The sequence below is a fragment of the Cupriavidus sp. H18C2 genome, assembly GCF_049393795.1.
GTDB lineage: Bacteria > Pseudomonadota > Gammaproteobacteria > Burkholderiales > Burkholderiaceae > Cupriavidus > Cupriavidus pauculus_C.
Map to the genome: position 1 here is coordinate 1,347,754 of NZ_CP186011.1, position 25,149 is coordinate 1,372,902.

Genomic DNA, 25,149 nt, shown 5'->3' on the forward strand with positions numbered 1-25,149 from the left:
GCCGGGCATCCCCCGCTGAGCCGCCACCTCCGCGCGCCCGGCCCCCCCTGGGCGCGCCGCCACCGTGCGCCAGCCCACCCCCCGCCATCTGGATGGATTCGGGCGTAGCGCAAATTCACTTACCCTGTGCGCAGGTTCCGCCCCTGGGCGCGCCGTCGCCGGCCTGCAAAAATGCAACCGCCGGGCCGGCATGACAGACGGGCAGGCCGATTGTTAGCTATGCTCCCCAGAGCGGGTAGATGATCCCGGGCCCCTGCCGCCGGCCCGGGGCCACGGCTGGCGCGGCGGCACTTTCACTTCCGTTGAGACGGGACGGCGCCGCCGCGGCGCGTCTCCTGAGGGCACCCGATGCAGCGTAGCTGGTTCGTGGTTGTGACAATCGTGCTGGCGACGATGGCCACGCTGTTCCCGGTCGGGATCGGCGTGTTCATGGCCCAGCTCGAAGCCAACCGGCGCGAATCCGAGCAGCTCAGCGTGTTCGCGGACGCCGCCGTGGCCCGCGCCGAAACGGTCATGACCCAGGCCCTGAACGCGCTGCAGGACCTGGAATCGCTGCGCGACGACCCGTGCTCGGCGTCGCACCTGGTGGAGATGCGGCGCATCACCTACACCTACCGCCATATCCAGGACGCCGGCGCCTACCGCGGCGGCAAGCGGCTGTGCTCGGCGCTGCTGGGCGCCGTGCAGGCCAACCAGTTCCTGCTGCCGCCGCCCGACTGGCGCACGCCCGACGGCCTGGACTACTGGTTCGACCAGCCCAACCCGTTCGCCGCGCCGCGCCGGTCGATGCTGCTGGGGCGCAACGGCAGCTACGTCGGCATGGACCCGCAGACCTTCGTCGACGTGGTGGACCGCGAGACGCGCATGCTGGCCGCCGTGCAGACCGATGCCGGACGGATCTTCGCGGCGTCGCAGGGCGCCAGCGTGCCGCGCCTGCAGCGCGCCTACGCCGACCATGCCTACGGATCGGGCAAGGACGTGGGCAGCGACGACGATGCGTCGATCGTGCTGCGCCGCTCGCGCACCATGCCGCTGGCCGTGGTGGTGCTGGCGCCGCGCACGGCGCTGCTGGCCAACTGGAAGGCGCTGCTGGTGGGTGGCCTGGGCGTGGGGCTGGCGGCCGGCATGCCGCTGGGCATCCTGGTCTGGCGGCGCGCCACGCGGCGCTTCAGCCTGGAGGGCGAACTGCGCGGCGCGGTGCGGCGGCACGAGATGGCCGTCCACTACCAGCCCATCGTGTCGCTGGCCGACAACCAGCCGGTGGGCGTCGAGGCGCTGGTCCGCTGGCGCCGCCACGGGCGGCTGGTGCGCCCGAACCTGTTCATCCCGATGGCCGAGAACGCCGGGCTGATCCAGCAGATCACGGACCAGGTGCTGGACATCGTGCTGGCCGAACTGGGCACGCTGCTGCGGCGGCATCCGCACTTCTACGTGTCGATCAACGTCGGCGTGGAAGACCTGAAGAGCCGCCGCTTCCTGAGCGTGCTGACGGCGCGGCTGCGCGGCACCGGCATCGCGCCGGACCAGATCCGCATCGAGGCCACCGAGCGCGGCTTTCTGGAGCCCGACGTGGCGCGCGACACCATCCAGGCATTCCGCGACGCCGGCCACCCGGTCTATATCGACGACTTCGGCACCGGCTATTCGAGCCTGTCGTACCTGCAGAGCTTCAAGGTGGACGCGCTGAAGATCGACAAGTCGTTCGTCGACACCATCGGGCAGGAGGCGGCGTCGAGCACCGTGGCACCGCACATCATCGCCATGGCCCAGTCGCTGGGCCTGCAGGTGGTGGCCGAGGGCATCGAGGACCGCAACCAGGCCGATTTCCTGCGCGCGCAGGGCGTGGACTACGGCCAGGGCTGGCTGTTCGGACGCCCGGTGCCCGCTGTGGAACTGGCGCAACTGCTGGCGCGCTCCACGCCGCAGGTGGCGGCCTAGCCGATAGAATCGCTGCGATCGGCCTGCCACGACCACCATGAACGGAGACCCCGCGATGTCCCTGCCCGCCCTGTTCCTGACCGCTGCCGGCGTTGGCCTGGCGGTGGCCGCGCCCGTCGGCCCGATGGGCATGCTCTGCATCCGCCGCACACTGACCGACGGCCCGCGCGCCGGGCTGGCCATCGGCTTCGGCATTGCCTGCGGCGACGCGGTCTACGGGCTGGTGGCCGCGCTGGGGCTGGTGGGGGTGTCGCAGTTCATGCTGGCCTACGACAAGCCGCTGCACGTGGCCGCCGGGCTGTTCCTGCTCTACCTGGGGCTGCGCACGTTCTTCCAGAAGCCGACGGAGCAGGTGGCCACGCTGCGCGCCAATGGGTCGAAGCTGCGCGCGTTCGGCAGCGCCTTGCTGCTGACGCTGACCAACCCGCAGACCGTGATCATGTTCGCCGCGCTGTTCGCCACGCTGGCGCCGCGCGGGGCGTTCTCGACGACCATCGCCATGACCACGGTGCTGGGCGTGTTCTGCGGGTCCATCGCCTGGTGGTGCGTGCTGGTGGCGATGGTCACCGGCGCCCGGCATGCGCTGGGCACGCGGCTGCGCCAGTGGATCGACCGCGTGGCCGGGCTGGCGCTGGCCGCGTTTGGCGTGGCGGAGATCCGCCGCGCGCTGTAGGCACCACGGCGGTGGGTGGCGTTATTCGGCCTTGGCGCCGGAATCCTTCGCCACCTGCGTCCACTTGGCGGTTTCGGTCTTGATGAAGCCGGCCAGCTGCGGCGGCGTCATGTCGCCGGCGGTCACGCCCTGCTCTTCAAAGCGCTTCTGCACGTCGGGCTGCTTCAGCACCTTGGCCAGTTCGGCGCTCATGCGCTGGCGGATCGGCTCGGGCGTGCCGTGCGGGGCCATCAGCGCGTACCACGTGGTCACCTCGTAGCCGGGCACGCCGCTCTCCGCCACGGTCGGCACGCCGGGATAGGCCGCCGAGCGCTTGGCCGACGTCACCGCCAGCGCCTTGACCTTGCCGCTCTTGATATGGGGATTGGCCGACGGGCTGGTCTCGATGGCCATCTGGATCTGGCCGGCCATCAGGTCGGTCATCATCGGCGCGCCGCCCTTGTACGGCACGTGCGAAATATCGGTCCTGGTCAGCGCGCGGAACAGCTCGCCGGACAGGTGCTCGGTGCTGCCGATGCCGGCCGAGCCATAGTTGACCTTGCCCGGATTGGCCTTGATGTAGGCCACCAGCTCCTGCACGGTCTTGGCCGGGATCGACGGATTGACGATCAGCACGTTGGGCGTCAGCGCCACCATGCCGATCGGCGCCAGATCCTTCTGGAAGTCGTACGGCAGGGACTTGTAGATGCCGGGCGCCATGGTGTGGGCCACGGTGGCCAGCAGGAACGTGTAGCCGTCCGGGTTGGCGCGCGCCACCAGGGCGCCGCCGATGGTGCCGCCCGCGCCGGGGCGGTTGTCCACCACCACAGGCTGGCCCAGCGCCTCGCCCAGCCGCTGGCCGACCGCCCGGCCGATGATGTCGGTGGTGCCGCCCGACGCGAACGGCACGACCAGCGTGATCGGCTTGGACGGCCAGTTGTCGGCGGCCAGGGCGGAACCGGAAAGGGCGGCGGCCAGGGCAAAGGTGCCAAGCGCCTTGAGCGCGACGCGGCGCGGCATGCGTGAGGTCATGCGGAGTCTCCTGCGGGAATCGTTGGATTTGTGGGATCTGCTGGACCCCCGACTCTACGCAAGCGGGCACCCGGCGCGCCAGCCCCGCCCCGGCGTACCGTGTTCAGGATTTGTGAAGGGTCGCGCCGGGCCAGCGGCCGGCCGTCACCAGCTGGCGCGCCACCTGCTCCAGCACGCCGCGCGCGGCCAGGCCGGCCGGCGACAGTTCGTCGTCGGACAGGCTGACCAGCAGGTTGGGCCGGCTCACGCCGGCGTCCGAGATCTCGATCAGCGCCAGCGGATCGCCCAGGTGGCGCGCCACGGCCGCGCCGGGCTGGATCGTCGCGCCGATGCCGGCGCGCACCGCATCCATCAGCACGGCCAGCCCGTCGATCTCGGCCACCACGTTCAGCGGCCGCTGGCTGCGCGCCGACGCGGCGTTGAGCACCGCCCGCAGGCCATGCGAGCCGCTGGGCAGGATCAGCGGCAGGTCGCCAATCTCGTCGAGCCGCATGGTGCCGGCCGCCGGCAGCCCCGGCTGGTCGGCCCGCGCGATCACGAACAGCCGTTCTTCCAGCAGCGGCAGGCTGCTCCAGCGCTGCCCCGGCTCAAGCTGGAACAGCACGGCAAGGTCGAGCTGCCGCGCGCCGATCATCGTCGCCAGCCCGCCGGACAGGCTTTCCACGAGGTGCAGGCGGATATCGGGATAGCGGTCGCGCATGGCGACCATGAACGACGGGCCCAGCACGGCCAGCGTGCTCGGTGCCATGCCCACGCTGACATGGCCCGACAGCCGCGCGGTACGGGCCGCCAGCGCCGCATCGTCGGCATGGCGCAGCGCCAGTTGCGCCTGGCGCCAGAACGCCAGCCCGGCATCGGTGGGCACCACGCCCGTGGACGTACGCTGCAGCAGGCGCGTGGACAGTTCGCTTTCCAGCCGGCTGATCTGCTGGCTCAGCGCCGACGTGACCACGCCGAGCCGCTGGGCCGCCTGCCCCATGCTGCCCAGTTCCACCACGTGCACGAAGTAGCGCAGTTGCCGCAGTTCCATTTCCCATCCCGGTCATGAAGAGCCGCTATTGTGCCTGCGATATGTCACACGCTGGGCCGCTCCGCGCCCCGGCGCGGCGCACACGTGATGCCCGGGCCACCGCGTCGCGCCTGCCGGTTGACCCATCGGCCGGATGGGCACACGATGTGGTGGTCGCCCCCGGGGGTTGCCGTGATGTGCGCGCCCTGCGCACCGCCAGACAACCATCACGCGCCCCGCTTGCAGCACTTTTTTCCTCACAGGTTTTTCAACCGGAGTTTCCAGCATGCCAAGCAATCCGACGACCTTCTGGGCCACCTGGGCCATGCCTGCCGCCTTCCCGTTCCCCGCCTTTGCGCCGTTCGGCGACGCCAAGGTGATGGAAACGTGGCAGAAGTTCATGGGCCTGAACACCGATTTCACGAAGTCCATGACCGAGGAGGCGCAGTTCGACTGGGCGTCGTTCTTTGTCCCGCAGGACCCGGAGGAGCTGTACGCGCGCCAGTGGAACAACCAGATGCCGCTGTTGTCGATTCCGCTGCACTACGCGTCGGCCATGATGGAGCTGGGCGCGGCCACGCAGCGGGCGTGGATGGACGCCTGGGGCCACATGCTGGGCATGCCGGCGCTGGCCACCGCGGCCACGGATGCGGCGGCCGATGCGGTGGTCGATGTCCCGGCCGCGCAGGTCCGCGAGACGCCCCGGCCGCGCAAGCCGGCGGCGCACTAGCCGCCGAGAACCGTTACCGGCCGTAACGGCAGGTTCCGGCGTCAGCGACTATCCTTGCAGAGATTGCATTCCAGGCGTCATGCCGCCTGCCCGATGGCTTAGTGGGCGCACTCGGGCGGGCCCCTGAATCGCGCCCTCAACTGGCGAGGCTCTCATGAGCAAGACACTCCTTTCCAGCCTGATCGTCGCAGCCGCGGCCGTGGCCATGGCCCCGCTTGCACACGGGCAGACCAAGCAGTTCGATCCGTACTCGCAGGGTGCCAAGGCCGGCAAGGCCGACCCGTACACCGACGGCGCCAAGGCCGGCAAGTTCGACCCCTACACCGATGGCGCCAAGCAGTCCACGCGGACCGACCTGGCCCCGTCGGCCAAGGCCGATCCGTACACGGACGGTGCGAAGTCGGACAAGTACAACCCGTACACGGACGGCGCCCGCACCGGCAAGCCCGATCCCTATACCGACGGCGCGCGGGTCGGCAAGCCCGATCCCTATACCGACGGCGCCAAGTCCAGCAAGTAACCCCGCGCGGCCCGCCGCCGCCACCCGACGCCCGGCGATGCCTCGCCGGGCGTTTTTGCGTCCGGGGCCGGCTGGCGGTCACGTCGGTGGCGCGCCGTCCTTGAGCCACGGCAGGAAGTGGTGCAGGAACCGCGACGCGGCCGGCATGAAGTAGCTGCCGTGGTGATAGCACGGGTCCAGCGTCGCCACGATGCGCCGGCCCGGGCCGGTGGCCGCGTCGTCGTACAGCACCGAGCGGCCATCGACGGTATCCACCACCGACACCGCACCGGGTGGCGTCAGCAGGTCGCCATGGCGGTGCCACGTGGCGTCGGCCAGCCGCATCCGGCGGAACAGCCCGTGGCCGGGATCGCCGACGCGCAGCCCGCTGTCCGCATCGGGCTCCAGCCACCACCAGAAATTGGTGACCGTGGGCCGCCATTGCACGCCGTCGAGCCACAGGTCGGCGCGGCATTCGCCCAGCGCCACCACGAGCTTGCCGGCCGCCAGGAAGGCGTCGATCGCCGGGCGCGCCGCCACCAGGTCCGCCGGGTTCTGGCGGCTGGCCACGTACAGGCAGTCGAACGGGGCCAGGTCTGCCTGCGGCAGGTCTGGCGCGTAGACGTTGGCGTCGAAATACCCGCGCAGCGCGGGGTCGTTGAAGGTTGCGTGATGGTAATAGGTGCCGCCATCCACGAATGCGATACGCACGGTTCAGTCTCCGTTGGCTGTGGCCAGCGCGGGTGCGCCGGCCTGGATCCAGTCCAGCAACTGCGGGCCGATGCGCGCCGCGCTGGTCTCGTCGTCCACGTACATCCAGCACGAATTGCCGCCGTGCATGAATACCTGCCCGCCGGCCGGGCGCTGCCAGACCCAGTCCAGCGGCGAGCCGTCCTGCCGCAGCCGGTGCAGCACCACGGCGCCCGGCGGCGCGGGGTTGGCGCCCCGGCCGTAGAAGCCGGCCACGCCGCGCCGGAAGCTCAGGTCGTCGCACGACACGCCGGCGAAGACTGGGTGGTCGTGCACCCGCTCGACGATCAGGTCGCGCACGCCCCGCCCCGCCGCCACGCGGAACGGCGCCAGTTCGTCGAAGATCGGATAGACCAGATGGCCGTTGAAGACCAGCGTGCCGCCGGCGTCCAGATGGGTGCGCAGGACCGCGCGGTGGCGCAGCAGCGCGCGCTGGTCGACATGGGCTTCGATCAGGATGGCGCGCCGGCCCAGGAAGTCGGCATCGTGCAGATCGCGCAGCGAATGCGACGCCATGCCGCGTGCCTGAAGCAGCGCGATGAACGACGGCACCTCGTGGGCGATGGCACGGACGTGCAGGACAGAACTCATGACGATGTTGCGCAGGGTTGCGCCGGCTGTGGAGAAGACGGTTGGGAGGGGGGATGCGAGAACACCGGCACAGCCGTGCCGGCGCCGCCCAGCCCGGCCATGCGCACGCGGCGCACGGGCAGGCGATAGAGGCGGGACAGCGCGGCCTCGTCCATGACGGCGTCCGGCGGCCCGAAGGCGTGTCGGCCATCGCCGAACAGCAGCACGGCATGGCTCGCGCATTCCAGCGCGTGCTGCGGCACGTGCGTGCTGAACAGCACGGTGATGCTATCGGCCGCCAGTTCGGCCAGCAGCCGCAGCGTCAGCGCCTGGTTGTGCCAGTCCATCGCCGCGCAAGGCTCGTCCAGCAGCAGCAGGCTCGCCTGCGCGGCCAGCGCACGCGCCAGCACCACCAGTTGGCGTTCGCCGCCGGAGAGCGACAGGAACGTGCGGTCGGCCAGGTGCAACGCCTGCACGCGGCCCAGGGCGGCGCGCGCCGCGTCGTAGTCGGCCCGGCCCGGTGCGCGCAGCAGCGAGATGCCGCCGGCGCGGCCCAGCAGCACCATTTCCAGCGCGCTGATAGGCAGGGCCGGATGCACCTCCTGCGGCACGAAGCCGATGCGGCCCGCGCGCACGACCCGCCCCGTGGCCGGCGCCAGTTGTCCGGCCAGAATCCGCAGCAGTGTCGACTTGCCGGCCCCGTTGGCGCCCAGCAGCGCGCAGCGCGCGCCACGCGGCAGCCGCAGGCCGATGTCGCGCAGCACGGTGCGGTCGCCGTAGCGGTGCCCGATGCCGTCGCAGGACAGGACGATGTCAGCCATGGGCGCTGCCTCCGAGCCTGCGGATCAGCACCGCGAACACCGGCGCGCCCAGCAAGGCCGTCAGCGCGCCGAGCGGTATCTCCATCGGCGTCAGCGTGCGTGCCAGCGTATCGACGACGATCAGGTAGCCGGCGCCCGCCAGCACGGTATGCAGCAGGAAATGGCGATGGTGGCTGCCGCAGGCCATGCGCACCAGATGCGGCACCACCAGCCCCACCCAGCCCACCACGCCGCAGACGGCCACGCTGGACGCCGCGATCAGGCCGACGGCCAGCAGCGCCAGCACGCGCACGCGCGCCACCGGCACGCCGAGGCTGCGCGCGTCGGCGTCCCCCACGGCCAGCGCCATCAGGTGGAACCGCAGCCCGTACAGCAGCAGCAGGCTGGCGCCGATGCACGGCAGCGCCAGCGCCAGCCGCGCGTGGTCGGCCGCCGCAAGGCTGCCCATGAGCCAGAAGACGATGGCCGGCAACTGGTTCTGCGGGTCCGCCATCAGCTTGATCAGCGACACGCCGGCCGCGAACACCGCGTTGACGACGATGCCGGCCAGCACCAGCAGCACCGTGCCGGACTGGCCGCGCCGGCCGCCCGCGAGCCAGTACACCGCGAACAGCGCCAGCATCCCCCATAGCAGCGCGCCCGAGACCACGGGCCAGCCATCGCCCAGCCAGAGCAGCGCCAGCACGCCGCCGAACGCCGCGCCGGACGACACGCCCAGCAGCTGCGGCTCGGCCAGCGGGTTGCGGAACAGCGCCTGCAACGCCGCGCCGGCGCCGGCCAGCCCCGCGCCGACCAGCCCGGCCAGCAGCACGCGCGGCAGCCGCACGCCGGCCACGACGCTGGCCTGCATCGGCGCCACATCGCCCGGCCCCAGCAGCGGCGACGCCAGGATGCGCAGCACGGTGCCCGGGTCCACGGTGTAGCGGCCCAGCCCGATGGCCAGCAGTGCGATGACCGGCAAGGCCGTCAGCAGGACGGGCGTGGCCAGGGTACGGGTGCGCGTCATGGCGCGGCGCCCTGGCCGAACAGTGCGCGGTAGTGGGCGCTGGCGCCGTTGGCGTCGAGCTTGAGCAGGTCGTCGGTATCGCGCGGCGTCATGCGGTAGTCGTAAAGCAGGCGGTAGGCGTCGGCAATCCGGTCGCGGATGCCGGACTCGGCCCGTTGCGGATGAAACAGGCTGGACAGCCAGTCGAGCGTCAGCGGCGTTTCCTGGCTGGGCGGGTCCCAGCGGAAACCGCCGTGCGGATAGCTGTAGACACGCCGCTCGCGCACCGCGGCCAGCCCGCGCAGCCGCGCATCGCCATAGAGGTCGGCCGGCACCAGGCCGGGCTCGAAGTTGTTCAGCAGCACGACCTGCGGGTCCCAGGCCAGCAGTTGCTCGACGCTGACCTGCGCGAAGCCCGGCACGCCGGCCGCCACGTTCACGCCGCCCGCCAGCCGGATATCGCCGTCCATGCTGGTGCCCTTGCCGGCCGCGCGCAGGCCCGAGCGCGCCCGTTGCAGGTACAGCACGCGCGGACGCTCGGCGGCGGCAATCGGCGCGGTACGGGCGGCGACGTCGGCGCGGCGCGACTCGAACCATTGCGCCAGCCGCTCGCCGCGCGCCGGCTTGCCCAGGCTGGCGCCGACCAGCCGCAGCCAGCCGGCCGCCAGGCTGCTGTCGCCGTAGCGCACGGTCACCACCGGCAGGCCCAGTTCGCGGATCGGCCGCACGATGTCGTCGCCCCGGTCGCCCCACTGGATCACGACGTCGGCGCCGCTGGCGGCCAGCGCCTCCACGTTCGGCACGAAGCCCTCGCCCGCGATCTGCGCCGGGATGCGGGCCGCGTCCGGGAACAGCCGGCCGAGCAGGCCGTAATCGAAGTCGGCACGGCTGGCCGTGTGCATGGCCGCCAGCCGCTGGGCGCCGCCATCGACGGCCATCACCATCGACGCGAGCGGGATCGGGATCACCGCCACGCGCCGCACCTGCGCCGGCAGCACCACCCGATGGCCGTTCTGGTCGACGACAGCGGGCGCGTCGGCCGCCGCCGCCGCACCCATCCACGCCATCGCCGCCATCCCCACCACCCCCCGCCACCCCCACCAGCGCCATCGCACCACGCACGCCCCGCATCAATAGACCCCCGTCAGCTTCAGCGTCACCGCGCGGCCCGGTTCCACGAGCGGGTTGCCGACCAGCGTGTTCGGGTACGACAGGTTCTCGGTCACGGTGGGATTGCGGCCCACCTTGTTGAACACGTTCTCCACGCCGGCCAGCAGCTTCCAGTCGCGCCAGCCATCGCCCAGCACGCGGCTGACGTCCATGCCGACGAACAGGTCGACCATGCCGTAGCCGGCCGTACGCCGCTCCTGCGACGGGTCGATGTCGGTCTTGGCCCGGAACGCGCGGACCACGCCCTCGGCGTGCCAGCCCGCGCCGTCGTAGCGCAGCGATGCATTGGCCGTCAGCGGCGCCACGTACGGCAGCGGCCGGCCCGTGATGTCGTTGCGGGCGTGCGTGTACGTGGCGGCCGCGCCCACGCTCCAGCGCCGGAAGATCTTCGTGCGGCCTTCCAGCTCCACGCCCCGGATCGTGGCCTTGCCGATGTTCTGGCGCTGGAACAGGTTGGCATCGATCCGCTGCAGCGCGATCAGGTCCGTGTACTTGCTCTGGTAGGCCGTCAGCCGCGCCCAGCCGTCGGTGCCGAACCAGCGCACGCCGGCCTCGGCGGTCAGGTTGGTCTCGGGCGTCAGGTGCGGCGACGGCAGCGTGGCCTGCGTGCCCGCCACGCTGGAAATCGTCAGGTTCATGCCCGACGGCGCCCGGAAACCCCGGCTCAGGTTGCCCACCACCTGCCAGCCCGGCACGAACTCGTAGATCGCGCCCAGCCCGCCGGTCACGGCGTAGTGCCGGGGTCGGGTCGAGCCGGCGTACGCCTCGGTCAGCTTGGGCGGCTCGCCCGCGTAGGTATCGCCGATGCGGATGTCGACCATGTCGCCGCGCAGCGACCCGGACAGCGTCCATGCGTCGCCGACGTGCCAGTCGTCGTGGACGAACAGGCCCACGTTGGTCTGGTGGGCCGCGCGTTCCATCTGCCGCCAGCCGGTGCTGCCCAGCAGCGCGCCGGTGCTGTTGCTGTAGCGCTGGACCTGGTTGATGCGGCCGTCGAAGCTTTCGTTGAAGAAATCGCCGCCAAAGCTCAGCGCATGGCTGCCAAGCCGCTTGTTCACGGTCAGGTGCCCGCCCCAGACGGTGGGCGTGTAGACCTTGATGTGGTTGTAGGCCGTGAAGACCGGCGAGCGCGCGTTGCGCTGGTAGATGTCGGTGTCGAAGTCGCGCACGTAGACGCTGGCGTCGATGCTGTCGGCCAGCGCGCCGAACTTGCGGCCCTGGTAGGCCAGCCGCACGTAGCGCTCGATGATCGGGTCCTCGCGCACGCTCATCCACGGCTCGCCGGGCGCGGCGCCCAGGCCGCCGGCGCGCTCGCTGACCACCCGCTGGTAGCGCGCGGACAGCTCCCAGCGCGCGTCCGCGTGCGGCCGGTATCCGATGGCAAGGTCGGCGCCGGTCGAGTTGAAGCCGCTGTTCAGCGCGTCGCCGAGGGGCGTGGAATAGTCGTCGCCATCGCGGTGGTTGACGCCGAGCATCACGTCGAAGCCGTTGCCGCCGCCCAGCACTTCCACGCGGCCGCCGACCATGTTGTTGACGCTGTTCCACTCCAGCGAGCGCAGCCTTGGCTTGAGCGTGAACGGCTGGTCGGCGTCGACCTTCGCGCGCCGGGTGACGATGTTGACCACGCCGTTCATGGCGTCGGAGCCGTACAGCGCCGACGCCGGGCCGCGGATGACCTCGATGCGCTCGATGGTGGCCGGGTCGATCATGTTGTATTCGAGCGTGCTGCGGCCCCGGTAGCGGTCGCCGTCGATGGCCATGATCGAGTGGCCCGAGTTGGTGTTGAAGCCGCGCATCACGAGCTGGCCGCCCAGCCCGCCGGTGCGGGCGAACGCGATGCCGGGCAGGTCCGCCAGCAGCCCCTGGATGCCGCCGCTGCCCACCCGCTCGCGCACCTGCTCGCCCGTGATGACGGTGACGGTGCGCGGTGTTTCCTCCACGGTGCTGGCCGAGCGCATGGCGCTGACGGTCACGCTTTCCAGTTCATGGACCTGATCGGCCACGGTTGCCGACCCCAGGCCCGGCCAGACCAATGCGACGCCAAAGGCGACGCCTGCCGGCCAGCGGCGCCGGCCCGATGTGAAATGACGAACCACGATCTATCCCCGATCAAAGATCGCCCGATTGGCGGGCGACAACTACTTGAAAATGATTATCATTTGCGAATTATTCGGGGCGTGGGTCGAAACACCAATGAGAAATGTCAAGACGGCGGCGGGCGGGGTGGCCGAGGCGCAGGCGATGCTGGCCGGCCACCCGGTGCTGCACGCGGCCGCCCAGGGCGGGCGGCTGCTGGCGCAGGCGTCGGTGCGCGAGCTGGCGCGGGGCGATTACGTGTTCAGCCAGGGCGAGCGGGCCGATTTCTGGTACCTGGTCATGCGCGGCCGCGTGGACACGCTGCGCATCGGCATCGATGGCGAGGACCGCATCATCCACCACGTGGAAGCGGGCCAGTTGCTGGGCGCCATCGTGATGTTCCTGCACCAGCCGCGCTATCCCGTGGAAGCCCGTGCTGCCGTGGACAGCACGCTATGCCAGTTCCCGCGCGCCGCGCTGCGGCAGGCGTGCCTGGACCATCCGGCGCTGGCCGTGAACATGCTGCATCTGGCCGCGCAGACGGTGACGCTGCGGATCGACGACGTGGACAGCCTGGCCAGCACCAGCGCCGCCCAGCGCCTGGCCGCCTACCTGCTGAAGCTGCGGGCGCAGGCCGGGCCAGCCATCGAACTGCCGCTCAGCCAGCGCCAGCTGGCCGCCAAGCTGGCCGTGCGGGCCGAGACGCTGAACCGGCTGCTGTCCGACTGGCAGAAGCTGGGCCACCTGGAAGGCCGGGGCCGCCACTGGCGCATTGCCGACCCGGCTTGGCTGGACGCACTGGCGCGGGGGTTGCGCAGCGGCTAGCGGCTGGCGGCTGGCGGCTGGCGGCTGGTGGCCACCGCGATGCCGGAGGCCGGAAACAAAAAACCCCGCAAGCGCCTGCGCGCCGCGGGGTTCATCAGTCAGGCTGGGTTCCGCCGCCCATCCTCGGGCGCGGAACACCGTCGCTCAGATCGTCACCGAATCGGCAACTTCCTTGAAGTCCTCGATCTGGTCGAAGTTCATGTACTTGTAGATCTTGTCGCCATTGGCGTTGATCACGCCGATGTCGGCCATGTACTCGTCCTTGGTCGGGATGCGGCCCAGGCGCGAGCAGATGGCGGCCAGTTCGGCCGAACCCAGGTACACGTTCGTGTTCTTGCCCAGACGGTTCGGGAAGTTACGCGTCGACGTGGACATGACCGTGGCGCCTTCGCGCACCTGTGCCTGGTTACCCATGCACAGCGAGCAGCCCGGCATTTCGGTACGGGCGCCGGCCGTGCCGAACACGCCGTAGTGGCCTTCCTCGGTCAGCTGCTTCTGGTCCATCTTGGTCGGCGGGGCGACCCACAGCTTCACGGGGATGTCGCGCTTGCCTTCCAGCAGCTTCGACGCGGCCCGGAAATGGCCGATGTTCGTCATGCACGAACCGATGAACACTTCGTCGATCTTGGCGCCGGCCACGTCGGACAGCGTCTTCACGTCGTCCGGGTCGTTCGGGCAGGCCACGATCGGCTCGTGCACGTCGGCCAGGTCGATCTCGATCACGGCGGCGTACTCGGCGTCGGTGTCCGGCTCCAGCAGCTTCGGATCGGCCAGCCATGCCTCCATCGCCTTGATGCGGCGCTGCAGGCTGCGCGGGTCCTGGTAGCCCTCGGCGATCATCCACTTCAGCAGCGTGATGTTGCTGTTGATGTACTCGATGATCGGTTCCTTGTTCAGGCGCACCGTGCAACCGGCGGCCGAACGCTCGGCCGAGGCGTCCGACAGCTCGAAAGCCTGTTCCACCTTCAGTTCCGGCAGGCCCTCGATCTCCAGGATGCGGCCCGAGAAGATGTTCTTCTTGCCCTGCTTGGCCACGGTCAGCAGGCCCTGCTTGATCGCGTACAGCGGAATGGCGTTGACCAGGTCGCGCAGCGTCACGCCCGGCTGCATCTTGCCCTTGAAGCGGACCAGCACCGATTCCGGCATGTCCAGCGGCATCACGCCGGTGGCGGCGGCAAAGGCGACCAGGCCCGAGCCGGCCGGGAAGCTGATGCCGATCGGGAAGCGGGTGTGCGAATCGCCGCCGGTGCCGACGGTGTCGGGCAGCAGCATGCGGTTCAGCCACGAGTGGATCACGCCGTCACCGGGGCGCAGCGAGATGCCGCCACGGGTGCTGATGAACTGCGGCAGCGTGTGGTGCGTCTTGACGTCCACCGGCTTCGGGTAGGCGGCCGTGTGGCAGAACGACTGCATCACCAGGTCGGCCGAGAAGCCCAGGCAGGCCAGGTCCTTCAGCTCGTCGCGCGTCATCGGGCCGGTGGTGTCCTGCGAGCCCACCGAGGTCATCTTCGGTTCGCAGTACGTGCCCGGGCGGATGCCCTGGCCTTCGGCCAGGCCGCAGGCGCGGCCCACCATCTTCTGGGCCAGCGTGAAGCCGCGGCCGGTATCGGCCGGGTTCTGCGGCAGGCGGAACAGGTCCGACGGGGCCAGGCCCAGCGCCTCGCGGGCCTTGGCGGTCAGGCCCCGGCCGATGATCAGCGGAATGCGGCCGCCGGCGCGCACTTCGTCGAACAGCACGTCGGACTTGACCTTGAACTCGGCGATCACGGCGCCGTTCTTGAGCGCCTTGCCTTCGTACGGGCGCAGTTCCACGACGTCGCCCATTTCCATCTGCGACACGTCCAGCTCGATCGGCAGCGCGCCGGCGTCTTCCATCGTGTTGTAGAAGATCGGGGCGATCTTGCTGCCCAGGCACACGCCGCCAAAGCGCTTGTTCGGCACGAACGGGATGTCTTCACCCGTGAACCACAGCACCGAGTTGGTGGCCGACTTGCGGCTGGAACCGGTACCCACCACGTCGCCGACGTAGGCCACCAGGTGGCCCTTTTCCTTGAGCGATTCGATGAATTTCACCGGGCCGCGCTTGCCGTCTTCCTCGGGCTGGAACGCGGCGCCTTCGCGCTTGTTCTTCAGCATGGCCAGCGCGTGCATCGGGATGTCCGGGCGCGTGGTGGCGTCCGGGGCCGGCGACAGGTCGTCGGTGTTGGTCTCGCCCGGCACCTTGAACACGGTGATCGTCAGCGATTCCGGCAGCGCGGGGCGGCTCGTGAACCACTCGGCGTCGGCCCAGCTCTGCAGCACGGCCTTGGCGTTGGCGTTGCCCTTGTCGGCCTTTTCCTTTACGTCGTGGAAGGCGTCGAACATCAGCAGGGTCTTCTTGAGCGCGTTGGCGGCCACGGTGCCCACCTCGGCGTCATCGAGCAGCTCGATCAGCGGCGAGATGTTGTAGCCGCCCAGCATCGTGCCGAGCAGCTCGGTGGCACGGGCGCGCGAGATCAGCGGGGTCTTTTCCGAACCCAGCGCCACGGCGGCCAGGTACGACGCCTTGACTTTCGCGGCGTCGTCCACGCCGGCCGGCACGCGGTAGGTGATCAGGTCCACCAGGGCCTGCTCCTCGCCCGCCGGCGGGTTCTTGATCAGTTCGATCAGCTCGGCGGTCTGCTTGGCAGTCAGCGGCAGAGGGGGAATGCCAAGCGCGGCGCGTTCGGCAACATGGGCGCGATAGGTATCAAGCATGGGAACCTGCTGTTAATAGGGTGGTAACGGGTACGGCCTTGTCTCTTGTGGGCTGGCGACCCCTGGGGGCCGTCGCTGCCGCGTGATTGTAATCCTAAGTCTGGCCGAGATCAAATGTCTTATATCTTATATAAGAGTTAAACGACGCGAACGCCAGCAGGACAACGGCTGGCGGGTGAAGGACTGTAGCGGATTCGCAGATGGGCACGCATCGCGGGCGATCTGCCGAGCGGACGCCGGAGATGGCCAGCATCTCGCCGTAAGAGTCTTTTAGACCACATTTCGACGCCAAAGCCTACGGAACCGCCACGCGCGTCTTAAGTTCGGCTGCCGGTATTCGTTAACCAGCATGCAGGCGCGAATGGCGCGCCGAAGCGCCCCTGCGCCCGATGCCCGTTCAGCTCAAACGGCCAAGCTGAGCGGGTTTCCCCCTTTTTATCGGCCCTTTGCTTGCCTGCGATTCGGGAAGAATGGCAGGCATTCCGACACAGGCATCTCATGGCGAACACGCTTTCCCCCTCCCAGACTGGCGGCACTTCGAGCAAGCGCGGCCGACTGCTGCTGATTGGCGGCGGCGTGCTGGTGGTGGTGCTGGCCGCTGGCGGCTTTTTCCTGGGCAGCATTCTCAGCAGCAATCATCAACCGGCTGCGCCGGCTGCCCCGGTGGTGCCGCCGCCGATCTTCGTGCCGCTCGATGCGTTCACCGTCAACCTCAAGAGCGAGGACGGCGACCGCTTCCTACACACCGGCCTGTCGCTGAAGGTGGCGGACGCCGACACGCAGGGTCGTCTGGCGCAGTACCAGCCGGAAGCACGCAGCCGCATCCTGCTGCTGCTCTCGGCACGCCAGCCAGGCGATCTGGCCACGGTGGAAGGCAAGCGCAAGCTGGCCCAGGACATCCAGGCGGCGATCAGCCAGCCGTTTGCCCCCGGCCTGCCGCCCCAGAAGATCCTGGATGTCTTGTTTACATCGTTCGTGGTGCAGTAAGCCGTACCCTGCCGCCGCGAACCCCGAGCCAAACCGATAGCCATGAAACTGCCCGCCAACCTTCCTTCCTGCCGCCGCGTCATGCGCGACGCCTGAAGCCGGACATGGACCGTTTCATCCTTACAGCCGTTCACGGGGCAGGACACTAGATGGCCTACGACAAGTTCCTCTCGCAGGACGAGGTAGACGAACTACTCAAGGGCGTATCGGGCGAAACCGATACGCCGGCGGCGAGCGCGCCAGTCGTCGAAGAAGGCGGCGTGCGCCCGTACAACCTGGCCAACCAGGAGCGCGTGGTTCGCGGCCGCCTGCATACGCTCGAAATCATCAACGAGCGATTTGCCCGGGCACTGCGCACCGCGCTGTTCAACTTCATCCGCCGCGGCGCCGACATCTCGGTGGGTTCGGTCAGGATCGAGAAGTACGGCGACTTCGTGCGCAACCTGCCGGTGCCGACCAACCTGAACCTGGTCCACATGAAGCCGCTGCGGGGCACCGCGCTGTTCGTGTACGACCCGAACCTCGTGTTCCTGGTGGTCGACAACCTGTTTGGCGGCGACGGCCGCTTCCACACCCGCGTGGAAGGCCGCGACTTCACCCAGACCGAGCAGCGCATCATCCGCCGCATGCTGGACCTGACGCTGAACAGCTACAGCCAGGCATGGGGCACGGTGCATCCCATCGAGTTCGACTACGTCCGCTCGGAGATGCACACCAAGTTTGCCAACGTCGCCGGCCCGAACGACGCCGTGGTCACCACCGCGTTCCATATCGAACTGGGCGCGGTTGGCGGGCAGTTGCACATCTGTATCCCCTTTTCGATGATCGAGCCGCTGCGTGATCTGCTGATGAATCCGCTGCAGGACGAGGTCGAGGTGGACAAACGCTGGCTCGGCCAGCTTTCCAACCAGCTACGTGCCGCCGAAGTGGAACTGGTGGCCGAATTCGCACACCTGCGCAGCACCGTGGCCGAGGTTCTGGCCATGCGCGAGGGCGACGTGCTGCCGATCGAGCTGCCGGAGAAGATCTTCGGCAAGGTCGACGGCGTACCCGTCATGCAGTGCGGCTTCGGCACGATGAACGGCCAGTACGCACTGCGCGTGGAACGAATGATCAATTACCAAGACAGCGATTCCAACAAGGAAACCGATCATGACTGACGGCACTCAGGACAAGCCGGTCGATCCGATGGACGACTGGGCCAGCGCCCTGGCTGAGCAGACCAGCGCCGAACAGGCGGCACCTGCGGCCGACGCCACCGCCACGGCAGCGCCGGTGGCTCCCGCTTCGGCCATGGCCACGGCCACGCCGGCGGCTTCCACGGTGTTCCCGCCCCTGGCGCAGGACGCACCGAGCGGCTTCCACAACGATATCGGGATGATCCTCGATATCCCCGTGCAGCTGACCGTCGAACTGGGCCGCACCAAGGTACCCATCAAGAACCTGCTGCAACTGGCGCAGGGCTCGGTGGTGGAACTGGACGGCCTGGCCGGCGAACCGATGGACGTGCTCGTGAACGGCTACCTGATCGCCCAGGGCGAGGTGGTGGTGGTGAACGACAAGTTCGGCATTCGCCTGACGGACATCATCACGCCGTCCGAACGCATCCGGAAGCTCAACAAATGACAGCCGCCCCGCGCCGGCTTGCAGCTGCCGCGCGCATGATCCTCGGCACGGCCGCCAGCGGCCTTGCCGCCGCCGGTGCGCAGGCCGCCGACGTCGTGCCCGGCACGGCCCATGCCGCCAGCGGTGCCGCCGCCAGCCCCGCCATCGCGGGCAACGCGCCGGCCATCGGCAGCGGCGCCAGCCTGGCGCAGGCCGGCCTGGGGCTGTTTGCCGTCATCGCGCTGATCCTGGGCATGGCCTGGCTGGCGCGCCGCGTGGGCCTGGTGCGCCACGGCACCGGCAATGCATCGATCAAGGTCGTCAACAGCCTGGCGCTGAGCACGCGCCAGAAAGTGGTGACCGTGGAAGTGGGCGATACCTGGCTGGTGCTCGGTGTCTCGCCCAACGAAATCCGCCCGCTCCATACGCTGCCGGCCCAGCCGGACACCAGCGCGCCCGCCGGTTCGACCCCCATGCCGCCGATGCAAGGCAGCTTTGGCGAACGGCTGATGCGCGCCATGCAGGAAAACCTCAAGAAATGAACACGCCGCGTGCCGCCGCTGTCCAGCGGCTACCCGTGAAGCCCTTCGTGCGTCCGCCGCACGTGGCGGGCGCCTTGCTGGCGCTGCTGCCGCTGGCGCTCTGCCTCGTGCCGGACGCCGCGCTGGCGCAGTCGCTGCCGGGCGTGACGAGCAAGCCGGCCGCTGGCGGCGGCCAGATCTGGTCGCTGTCGATCCAGACGCTGGTCCTGCTCACGTCGCTGTCGTTCCTGCCGGCCGCCATGCTGATGATGACCGGCTTCACGCGCATCATCATCGTGCTGGGCCTGCTGCGCAACGCGCTGGGCACGGCCTCGTCGCCGCCCAACCAGGTGCTGGTGGGCCTGTCGCTGTTCCTCACGTTCTTCGTGATGTCGCCGGTCTTCGACAAGGTCTACACCGACGCCTACAAGCCGCTGTCCGAAAACCGCATCAGCCTGGAGACGGCCGCCCAGCGCGCCGCCGTGCCGGTGCGCGCGTTCATGCTGCACCAGACGCGCGAGAAGGACCTGGCGCTGTTCGCGCAGATGGCCAAGACGCCCGAGATGCAGAGCCCGGACGACGTACCGTTCGCGGTACTGGTGCCGGCCTTTGTCACCAGCGAGCTGAAGACCGCGTTCCAGATCGGCTTCACGATCTTCATTCCGTTCCTGATCATCGACCTCGTCGTCGCCAGCGTGCTGATGGCCATGGGGATGATGATGGTGCCACCCGCCACCATTTCGCTGCCGTTCAAGCTGATGCTGTTCGTGCTGGTCGATGGCTGGCAACTGCTGCTGGGGTCCCTGGCGCAGAGCTTCATGAATTGACGCGGAGCCCGAGATGACGCCCGAGATGGTCATGACGATCGCCACGCAGGCGATGAAGATGACGCTGATGCTGTCTGCCCCGCTGCTGCTGGTGGCGCTGGCCGCCGGCCTGGTGGTGAGCCTGTTCCAGGCCGCCACCCAGATCAACGAGATGACGCTGACGTTCATCCCCAAGCTGGTGGCACTGTTCGTGACGATGGTGCTGGTCGGCCCGTGGATGCTCAACACGTTCGTCGACTACATGCGCGAAGTCTTCCAGGGCATCCCCGCCCTGGCGCACTGACGCGCCCGCTCCCCCAGGCTATCCGCAGGAAACCGGCGCCGTGCTAGAGGTCACCACCGACCAGCTCTACGGGTGGATCGCCGCCTTCCTGTGGCCGATGTTCCGGCTGCTGGCGCTGATCGCCACCGCGCCCGTCTTCAGCGAGTCGACCATCCCGCGCCGCGCCAAGGTGCTGCTGGCCGCGGCGCTGTCCACGGTGGTCTCGCCCACCATCGGCGCCATCCCGGCCGCGCCGGTCTATTCGTACGAGGGCCTGCTGATCATCCTGAACGAGGTTGGCATCGGCGTGGCCATGGGCTTCACCATGCGGCTGATGTTTGCCGCGGTGCAGATGGCCGGCGAAATCATCGGCCTGCAGATGGGCCTGTCGTTCGCCGCGTTCTACGACCGCTCGTCCGGCGGGCAGACCATGGTGCTGTCGCGCTTCCTGAACATCGTCGCCACGCTGATGTTCCTGTCGCTGGACGGCCACCTGATGATGCTGGCCGCGCTGGTCGACAGCTTCCAGGGCGTGCCGATTGCCGCCGTGCCGCTGTCCGGCCACGGCTGGGGCATGGTGGCGCGCGCCGGCGGCACGGTCTTTGCCTCGGGCATGCTGCTGTCGCTGCCGATGATTGCCGCGCTGCTGACGCTGAACCTGGCAATGGGTATCCTGAACCGCGCGTCGCCGCAGTTGTCGATCTTCGCGGTCGGCTTTCCGGTGACGCTGCTGGGCGGCATGCTGGTGCTGGCGCTGTGCATGCCGCAGATGGGCGTCTACATGCAGCATCTGGTCGATACCGGGCTGCAGACCGCCGCCTCGGTCATCGACCAGCTCGCCCCGTAGCGGCGGCCCGCCGGCTTACGGCAGCGCGCCCACCTGGCGCAGCACCGCGCGGGCGATTTCCTGGCGCCTGGCGCCGACTTCCGGCTGCGGCATGTCCAGGTTCATCGCGAACACGTAGGTATCGTCGCCGCGCGTCACCCAGCCCACCCACCAGCCCACATCCATCTTGCCCGACGTGGCCCAGCCGGTCTTGGCGCGCAGCGTGTACGCCGGCGTGCGCTCGATGGTCAGGATGTCGTCCAGCGCCTCGAAGCTGCGCTCGGAGATCAGCGGCACCTTGTGAGCCGCCGCGGCGCGCAGGAAGTCGATCTGCTGGTAGGTGGTGACCTGCAGGCGGCCGTTGAGCCAGAAGCGGTCCACCGGGCCCTCCACGTCGGCGTTGCCGAAGTGCGCCGCGCCCAGGTACTTGCGGTACTGCGCCGTGCCTACGCGGCGCGCCAGCGCCTGGTACGCCGGCACGCACGAGTTCTTCAGCGCCACGCGCAGCGCCACCTCGCCGTTGCAGACGGGCGGCAGGATCGGCTTGCCGTGGTGCATCCAGACCTTGCCGTCCCACGGCAGCTTGTCGTGGTCCACGTCGGCCACGGCGCCGGTTTCCAGCCCGATCAGCGAATTGAAGATCTTGAACGTCGACGCCGGCGAGTACGGCGTGGCCGCGCGGCGCGGGTTGTAGGTCATCGTGCGCTGCTGGCGCACGTCGTAGACGACCATCGTGCCGTCCACGCCGGCGGCGTCGAACAGCGATCTGGCGTCGAGCGGGGTCTCGGCGGCCTGCACGACCGTGGCGGCACAGGCCGCGATCAGGGGCATCAGGAGCCAGCGGAGGAGTCGGTTTGGCATATCTGCACGCTATGGTTATTGGTTGTGGGTGTCGTCCATGTCGACGGTTGGCAATCCAGGCCCGGATCGTGGTGCGGAGCATAGGTGGCGGCGCGGAACGCCAACCGGCGCTACTGTAACACGCGTAACATGGCGGCCATGCCAGCCACCACCGTGATCCCGATCGACCTGTCGCCGCCCTACCGCGTGGGCGGGCACGCCGCGCGCTACCAGTCCGTCTGGCTGCTGGCGCGCATCTGGCTGGCCGTGTCGCGCGACCAGGAAGACCTGGGCGCGGCAGCCGTGCGCACGCGCTTTGCGGACGCGGCCAACGTGCGGATGATCGTCTCTCGCGCGTTCGCCGATTTCGCGCGCTGGGGCGTGCCGGTTGGCTGGGGCCACGACAAGGCCGTGGGCGTGTCCGCGCTGCGCGCGGAAGGCCGCAGCCGGGGGCCGTTCTGGATGACGGCGGCCACGGCCCGCCGGCTGCGCTTCGTCGCGCACGGCAAGGCCCTGGGCACGGCCGGCGTGGCGCGCTGGCTGGGCCAGGCGCCCGACGGCGGCGACGCGGCGCCCGCACCGGCCAGCCAGGGGTTGCAGTACGTGATGCGGGACATGGCGTTCTGGCGGCACCTGACGCAGGCCATGCGGGGCGCTCAGGACGGCTTTGCGGGCGAGATCGACCATGGCGTGGCCGAGTCGTTTCGCGCGGCGCAGCGTTCGGCGGCCGACGACTTCCAGCAGGCGCTGTCACTGCTCAAGGAAAGCCTGGCCTGGCGCCGCAGCGACCGCCTGGACAAGAGCCGCGCCGCGCTGCGCCGCTTCGAGCGCATCGTGGTGGCCGGCGGCGTCAATGCCGCGCTGCCGACCTTTGCGGCCATGGCCCACGTGGTGCGGGCCTGGGAACACTATGCGCGCGGCGATCTGGACGCGGCGCAGCGCGAGCTGGGCCGCCTGTCCGCCGATGCTGAACTGCGGCCCGTGGTGCGCTACAACCCGCGCATCCGCTTTGAGACGCTGAACCTGGAGGCGCTGGTCTGCAAGAGCGTCGCGCTGCGGCCGGACGCGCCGCGCGGCCCGTCGTCACGCCACGACGCCGCGCGCCAGGCGCTGGACGCGTTCTCGGGCGCGCTGCAGGCTGCCTACGAGGCCGATTCGGTCGACGCCGTGCAGCACGCGGCCGCCAACATTGGCTGGTCGCTGTGGCTGTTCTGGCAATACGGCCTGGTCGACGGCGAGCGGACGATGGCGGCCGGCGACGTGCAGCGGCAGTCGATGCGCTGGCTGGGGCTGTCGGAATGGATCTGCGACCGCTTTGGCGTGGGAGGCGGTTCGGCGTGGAACACGATCTTCCTGCTGCGCGTGGCGCGCGGGCATGCCGGGGCCGGCGCCCATGAGGATGCCGCGCCAATGTCGGCATCGCTGGCGGCCTTCCGCGCCCAGCAGCCGCTGACCGTAGCCGCCGCCGTGGACGCGCTGCGCCCCTTCCATGCGCCGTTCGCGCCGGCCAAGGGCTTTGTGCGGTGGTCGTCGGTGGCCGCGTTCGCGCTGGAAGAGCACGACAACGGCCACGTCCGCTACAACGCGCTGCAACTGGCCAACCTGCTGCTGGAATCGGCGTGGTACCTCGTGCACGAGCAGGGGGCGTCCGCGCAGGCGTATGCCGCCATGGAGCGGCTGGCCGTGCAGCTTGGCACGCTGCGGGCGGCCGAGCGCGGCTTCTTCCACACCGAGATCCGGGCGTTTCCGCCCGAACTGCGCGCGGCCGCCGCCGAGGCCACGCGCGCGCGGCGAGGTCAGCCGTAGGCCACCTCGCCCGCCACAACGGCCCGCCGGCCCGGCAACGCGCGGCGCGCCGCCTTGTCGTGGCCCGGCAGCTTGAAGAACGCCACGGCATCGGTCAGCAGCCTGCCCTGCTCTTCGAGCGATTTCGACGCGGTGGCCGCCTCATGCACCAGCGACGCGTTCTGCTGCGTCACCTGGTCGATCTGCACGATGGCCTGGTTCACCTGCTCGATGCCGCGATTCTGCTCGGCGGAGGCCGCCGCGATCTCGCCGACGATATGGGTCACGCGCTCCACCGCTTCGGTCACCGCCGACATGGTCTGCCCGGCCTCGCTGGCCAGCGCGGAGCCGGCCTGCACCTGCGCCACCGAGGCATCGATCAGCTCCTTGATCTCCTTGGCCGCGTTCGACGAACGCTGCGCCAGGCTACGCACTTCGCTGGCCACCACGGCAAACCCGCGGCCCTGCTCGCCGGCCCGGGCGGCCTCGACCGCCGCGTTCAGCGCCAGGATGTTGGTCTGGAACGCGATGCTTTCGATGATGCCGGTGATCTCGGCAATCTTGCTGGAACTGGCACTGATGCCTTCCATGGTGTCCACCACGCGGCCCACCGTGCCGCTGCCCTGCTGCGCCACGTCGGCGGCGCTGCGCGCCAGTTCGCTGGCCTGCCGGGCGTTCTCGGTGTTGTGGCGCACCGTGGCGGTCAGTTGCTCCATGCTGGCGGCGGTTTCCTCCAGCGACGCGGCCTGCTGCTCGGTACGGCTGGACAGGTCCATGTTGCCGCTGGCGATCTCGCCCGTAGCCACCGCGATATTGCCGCTGCTCTCGCGCACGCTGGCCACGGTCTCGGCCAGCCGGTCGTTCATGTCGCGCAGCGCGGCCAGCAGGCGGCCCGGCTCGTCCTGCGAATCCACCTCGATATGCATGCCCACCTCGCCGCGCGCCACGGTACGCGCCACGTCCACGGCGCGCTGGATCGGCCCCGTGATCGCGCGCGTCAGCACCAGCCCGCCGACGATGCCGAACACCACGGCGGCAATCGCCACGACGATCAGGAACAGGCGCTGCCGCCCGTACTCTTCCTCCAACTGCTTGACCATGTCGGTCTGGCGCTCGCGCGTGAACTGCGCGTAGTCGCGCGTGGCCTTGACCAGCGCGGCCAGCAGCGGCCGGCACTCGGCGTTCATCTTGGCGATGGCGGCGTCCCGCTTGCCGTCGAGCGCCAGCCCGACGATGTCGGTGGCCACCGGGCCGTACTTCGATTCGATCCGGTCGACTTCGGCCACGAGCTGGCGGGCGGCGTCGCTGACGCCTTCGGCCATGACCATCTGCCTGAGCCGGGCCAGCCGCTCCTGGACGTCGGCATGGGCCTTGAGGACCTCGGCTTTCTCCAGGTCCAGGTCGGACTGCGCGCTGACCAGCACAAGGTTGCGCGCCGCAATGGCGCGGCGGTCCACGGCCGTGCGCACCAGCGACGCCGCCTCGGCGCGCGCGTTCAGGCCGTTGATGTAGGCCGAAAAGCCGTCGGTGGAGCGGCTCAGGGCCCGCAACGACAGCCCCGACACCACCAGCACGATCAGCGCCAGCGTGCCAAACCCCGCAAGGAGCTTGGTCTTGATGGACAAGTCTTTGAATTTCACGGTTTCCCCTCTGTATTCCCGATGAATGGCCCAAGGCTGGACCGAATGACGATTGCGCCACGC

At 69.6% G+C, this 25,149-nt stretch carries 24 protein-coding genes; 13 read left to right on the forward strand and 11 right to left on the reverse strand.

The features are described 5' to 3' along the window. The first annotated feature begins 366 nt into the window (after positions 1–366). Entirely contained in the window at positions 367–1,938 is a 1,572-nt protein-coding gene (locus EPAKOI_RS22600) for an EAL domain-containing protein (RefSeq protein WP_423193753.1), read from the forward strand. Positions 1,939–1,993: 55 nt separating this feature from the next. Beyond that, positions 1,994–2,611 (forward strand): LysE family translocator, encoded by a 618-nt coding sequence (locus EPAKOI_RS22605; protein ID WP_124686099.1) that lies wholly within the window; start codon positions 1,994–1,996, stop codon positions 2,609–2,611. Positions 2,612–2,632: 21 nt separating this feature from the next. On the opposite strand, the gene EPAKOI_RS22610 is transcribed toward EPAKOI_RS22605, so the two are convergent. Both EPAKOI_RS22610 and EPAKOI_RS22615 read right to left on the reverse strand, forming a co-directional pair. Then, a complete protein-coding gene (locus tag EPAKOI_RS22610; RefSeq protein ID WP_423193754.1) occupies positions 2,633–3,622 on the reverse strand; it encodes a tripartite tricarboxylate transporter substrate binding protein in 990 nt (329 codons plus the stop codon). A 103-nt stretch (positions 3,623–3,725) separates the two neighbouring features. Then, a complete protein-coding gene (locus EPAKOI_RS22615; protein ID WP_423193755.1) occupies positions 3,726–4,652 on the reverse strand; it encodes a LysR family transcriptional regulator in 927 nt (308 codons plus the stop codon). Between the two features lie 265 nt (positions 4,653–4,917). Between EPAKOI_RS22615 and EPAKOI_RS22620 the strand changes: the two genes are divergently transcribed. Then, positions 4,918–5,361, forward strand: a complete 444-nt coding sequence (locus EPAKOI_RS22620) for a polyhydroxyalkanoate granule-associated phasin (protein ID WP_313838770.1) — start codon at positions 4,918–4,920, stop codon at positions 5,359–5,361. A 154-nt stretch (positions 5,362–5,515) separates the two neighbouring features. After that, positions 5,516–5,881 (forward strand): hypothetical protein, encoded by a 366-nt coding sequence (locus tag EPAKOI_RS22625; RefSeq protein WP_124686096.1) that lies wholly within the window; start codon positions 5,516–5,518, stop codon positions 5,879–5,881. Positions 5,882–5,959: 78 nt separating this feature from the next. On the opposite strand, the gene EPAKOI_RS22630 is transcribed toward EPAKOI_RS22625, so the two are convergent. The 6 genes from EPAKOI_RS22630 to EPAKOI_RS22655 form a co-directional block, all read right to left on the reverse strand. After that, positions 5,960–6,571, reverse strand: a complete 612-nt coding sequence (locus tag EPAKOI_RS22630) for a hypothetical protein (RefSeq protein ID WP_124686095.1) — start codon at positions 6,569–6,571, stop codon at positions 5,960–5,962. 3 nt (positions 6,572–6,574) lie between these two features. After that, positions 6,575–7,201: a hypothetical protein gene (locus EPAKOI_RS22635; RefSeq protein WP_313838768.1), complete on the reverse strand. Its 627-nt coding sequence runs from the start codon at positions 7,199–7,201 to the stop codon at positions 6,575–6,577. After that, a complete protein-coding gene (locus tag EPAKOI_RS22640) occupies positions 7,198–8,001 on the reverse strand; it encodes an ABC transporter ATP-binding protein (protein WP_423193756.1) in 804 nt (267 codons plus the stop codon). Before EPAKOI_RS22640 ends, EPAKOI_RS22635 begins: the two co-directional genes overlap by 4 nt. Next, positions 7,994–9,007 (reverse strand): FecCD family ABC transporter permease, encoded by a 1,014-nt coding sequence (locus tag EPAKOI_RS22645; protein WP_423193757.1) that lies wholly within the window; start codon positions 9,005–9,007, stop codon positions 7,994–7,996. Before EPAKOI_RS22645 ends, EPAKOI_RS22640 begins: the two co-directional genes overlap by 8 nt. Beyond that, positions 9,004–10,053, reverse strand: coding sequence for an ABC transporter substrate-binding protein (locus EPAKOI_RS22650; RefSeq protein ID WP_423193758.1), 1,050 nt, complete (start codon positions 10,051–10,053; stop codon positions 9,004–9,006). Before EPAKOI_RS22650 ends, EPAKOI_RS22645 begins: the two co-directional genes overlap by 4 nt. A 63-nt stretch (positions 10,054–10,116) precedes the next feature. Next, positions 10,117–12,252 carry a TonB-dependent receptor gene (locus tag EPAKOI_RS22655; RefSeq protein WP_423193759.1) on the reverse strand — a complete coding sequence of 712 codons (2,136 nt, stop codon included), beginning with the start codon at positions 12,250–12,252 and terminating at the stop codon, positions 10,117–10,119. A 97-nt stretch (positions 12,253–12,349) separates the two neighbouring features. Between EPAKOI_RS22655 and EPAKOI_RS22660 the strand changes: the two genes are divergently transcribed. Then, on the forward strand, positions 12,350–13,057 hold the full coding sequence (locus EPAKOI_RS22660; RefSeq protein ID WP_172966167.1) for a Crp/Fnr family transcriptional regulator: 708 nt from the start codon (positions 12,350–12,352) through the stop codon (positions 13,055–13,057). A 144-nt stretch (positions 13,058–13,201) separates the two neighbouring features. Here the strand turns inward: EPAKOI_RS22660 and acnB are convergent, their stop codons facing one another. Then, positions 13,202–15,793: a bifunctional aconitate hydratase 2/2-methylisocitrate dehydratase gene (gene acnB, locus EPAKOI_RS22665; RefSeq protein ID WP_124686088.1), complete on the reverse strand. Its 2,592-nt coding sequence runs from the start codon at positions 15,791–15,793 to the stop codon at positions 13,202–13,204. A 498-nt stretch (positions 15,794–16,291) separates the two neighbouring features. Between acnB and fliL the strand changes: the two genes are divergently transcribed. The 7 genes from fliL (at position 16,292) to fliR (ending at position 20,842) form a co-directional block, all read left to right on the forward strand. Further along, entirely contained in the window at positions 16,292–16,780 is a 489-nt protein-coding gene (fliL, locus tag EPAKOI_RS22670) for a flagellar basal body-associated protein FliL (protein WP_124686087.1), read from the forward strand. A gap of 149 nt (positions 16,781–16,929) precedes the next feature. Then, positions 16,930–17,940: a flagellar motor switch protein FliM gene (gene fliM / locus EPAKOI_RS22675; protein ID WP_124686086.1), complete on the forward strand. Its 1,011-nt coding sequence runs from the start codon at positions 16,930–16,932 to the stop codon at positions 17,938–17,940. After that, a complete protein-coding gene (gene fliN, locus EPAKOI_RS22680) occupies positions 17,933–18,406 on the forward strand; it encodes a flagellar motor switch protein FliN (protein ID WP_124686085.1) in 474 nt (157 codons plus the stop codon). Before fliM ends, fliN begins: the two co-directional genes overlap by 8 nt. Next, positions 18,403–18,927, forward strand: coding sequence for a flagellar biosynthetic protein FliO (gene fliO / locus EPAKOI_RS22685; RefSeq protein ID WP_423193760.1), 525 nt, complete (start codon positions 18,403–18,405; stop codon positions 18,925–18,927). The genes fliN and fliO overlap by 4 nt, the downstream gene beginning before the upstream one ends. Beyond that, a complete protein-coding gene (gene fliP, locus EPAKOI_RS22690) occupies positions 18,924–19,733 on the forward strand; it encodes a flagellar type III secretion system pore protein FliP (RefSeq protein ID WP_423193761.1) in 810 nt (269 codons plus the stop codon). Before fliO ends, fliP begins: the two co-directional genes overlap by 4 nt. A 13-nt stretch (positions 19,734–19,746) precedes the next feature. Next, positions 19,747–20,016, forward strand: coding sequence for a flagellar biosynthesis protein FliQ (gene fliQ, locus EPAKOI_RS22695; protein ID WP_124686084.1), 270 nt, complete (start codon positions 19,747–19,749; stop codon positions 20,014–20,016). A gap of 40 nt (positions 20,017–20,056) precedes the next feature. Beyond that, positions 20,057–20,842: a flagellar biosynthetic protein FliR gene (fliR, locus tag EPAKOI_RS22700; protein ID WP_124686083.1), complete on the forward strand. Its 786-nt coding sequence runs from the start codon at positions 20,057–20,059 to the stop codon at positions 20,840–20,842. 15 nt (positions 20,843–20,857) lie between these two features. Here fliR and blaOXA read toward each other — a convergent pair whose 3' ends face one another. Further along, on the reverse strand, positions 20,858–21,682 hold the full coding sequence (gene blaOXA, locus EPAKOI_RS22705) for an OXA-1206 family carbapenem-hydrolyzing class D beta-lactamase (RefSeq protein WP_423193762.1): 825 nt from the start codon (positions 21,680–21,682) through the stop codon (positions 20,858–20,860). A gap of 138 nt (positions 21,683–21,820) precedes the next feature. Here blaOXA and EPAKOI_RS22710 point away from each other — a divergent pair, with 138 nt between their 5' ends. Next, positions 21,821–23,467 (forward strand): hypothetical protein, encoded by a 1,647-nt coding sequence (locus EPAKOI_RS22710; protein ID WP_423193763.1) that lies wholly within the window; start codon positions 21,821–21,823, stop codon positions 23,465–23,467. Here the strand turns inward: EPAKOI_RS22710 and EPAKOI_RS22715 are convergent. Then, a complete protein-coding gene (locus tag EPAKOI_RS22715; RefSeq protein ID WP_423193764.1) occupies positions 23,458–25,086 on the reverse strand; it encodes a methyl-accepting chemotaxis protein in 1,629 nt (542 codons plus the stop codon). The two genes, EPAKOI_RS22710 and EPAKOI_RS22715, sit on opposite strands and share 10 nt — an antisense overlap. Positions 25,087–25,149 lie beyond the last annotated feature (63 nt).

Excerpts from the sequence above, each read along its gene's own strand:
- EPAKOI_RS22605 (WP_124686099.1), top strand. The coding sequence starts at position 1,994 with ATGTCCCTGCCCGCCCTGTTCCTGACCGCTGCCGGCGTTGGCCTGGCG.
- EPAKOI_RS22610 (WP_423193754.1), bottom strand. The coding sequence starts at position 3,622 with ATGACCTCACGCATGCCGCGCCGCGTCGCGCTCAAGGCGCTTGGCACC.
- EPAKOI_RS22615 (WP_423193755.1), bottom strand. The coding sequence starts at position 4,652 with ATGGAACTGCGGCAACTGCGCTACTTCGTGCACGTGGTGGAACTGGGC.
- EPAKOI_RS22620 (WP_313838770.1), top strand. The coding sequence starts at position 4,918 with ATGCCAAGCAATCCGACGACCTTCTGGGCCACCTGGGCCATGCCTGCC.
- EPAKOI_RS22625 (WP_124686096.1), top strand. The coding sequence starts at position 5,516 with ATGAGCAAGACACTCCTTTCCAGCCTGATCGTCGCAGCCGCGGCCGTG.
- EPAKOI_RS22635 (WP_313838768.1), bottom strand. The coding sequence starts at position 7,201 with ATGAGTTCTGTCCTGCACGTCCGTGCCATCGCCCACGAGGTGCCGTCG.
- EPAKOI_RS22640 (WP_423193756.1), bottom strand. The coding sequence starts at position 8,001 with ATGGCTGACATCGTCCTGTCCTGCGACGGCATCGGGCACCGCTACGGC.
- EPAKOI_RS22645 (WP_423193757.1), bottom strand. The coding sequence starts at position 9,007 with ATGACGCGCACCCGTACCCTGGCCACGCCCGTCCTGCTGACGGCCTTG.
- EPAKOI_RS22650 (WP_423193758.1), bottom strand. The coding sequence starts at position 10,053 with ATGGCGTGGATGGGTGCGGCGGCGGCGGCCGACGCGCCCGCTGTCGTC.
- EPAKOI_RS22660 (WP_172966167.1), top strand. The coding sequence starts at position 12,350 with ATGAGAAATGTCAAGACGGCGGCGGGCGGGGTGGCCGAGGCGCAGGCG.
- acnB (WP_124686088.1), bottom strand. The coding sequence starts at position 15,793 with ATGCTTGATACCTATCGCGCCCATGTTGCCGAACGCGCCGCGCTTGGC.
- fliL (WP_124686087.1), top strand. The coding sequence starts at position 16,292 with ATGGCGAACACGCTTTCCCCCTCCCAGACTGGCGGCACTTCGAGCAAG.
- fliM (WP_124686086.1), top strand. The coding sequence starts at position 16,930 with ATGGCCTACGACAAGTTCCTCTCGCAGGACGAGGTAGACGAACTACTC.
- fliN (WP_124686085.1), top strand. The coding sequence starts at position 17,933 with ATGACTGACGGCACTCAGGACAAGCCGGTCGATCCGATGGACGACTGG.
- fliO (WP_423193760.1), top strand. The coding sequence starts at position 18,403 with ATGACAGCCGCCCCGCGCCGGCTTGCAGCTGCCGCGCGCATGATCCTC.
- fliP (WP_423193761.1), top strand. The coding sequence starts at position 18,924 with ATGAACACGCCGCGTGCCGCCGCTGTCCAGCGGCTACCCGTGAAGCCC.
- fliQ (WP_124686084.1), top strand. The coding sequence starts at position 19,747 with ATGACGCCCGAGATGGTCATGACGATCGCCACGCAGGCGATGAAGATG.
- blaOXA (WP_423193762.1), bottom strand. The coding sequence starts at position 21,682 with ATGCCAAACCGACTCCTCCGCTGGCTCCTGATGCCCCTGATCGCGGCC.
- EPAKOI_RS22710 (WP_423193763.1), top strand. The coding sequence starts at position 21,821 with ATGCCAGCCACCACCGTGATCCCGATCGACCTGTCGCCGCCCTACCGC.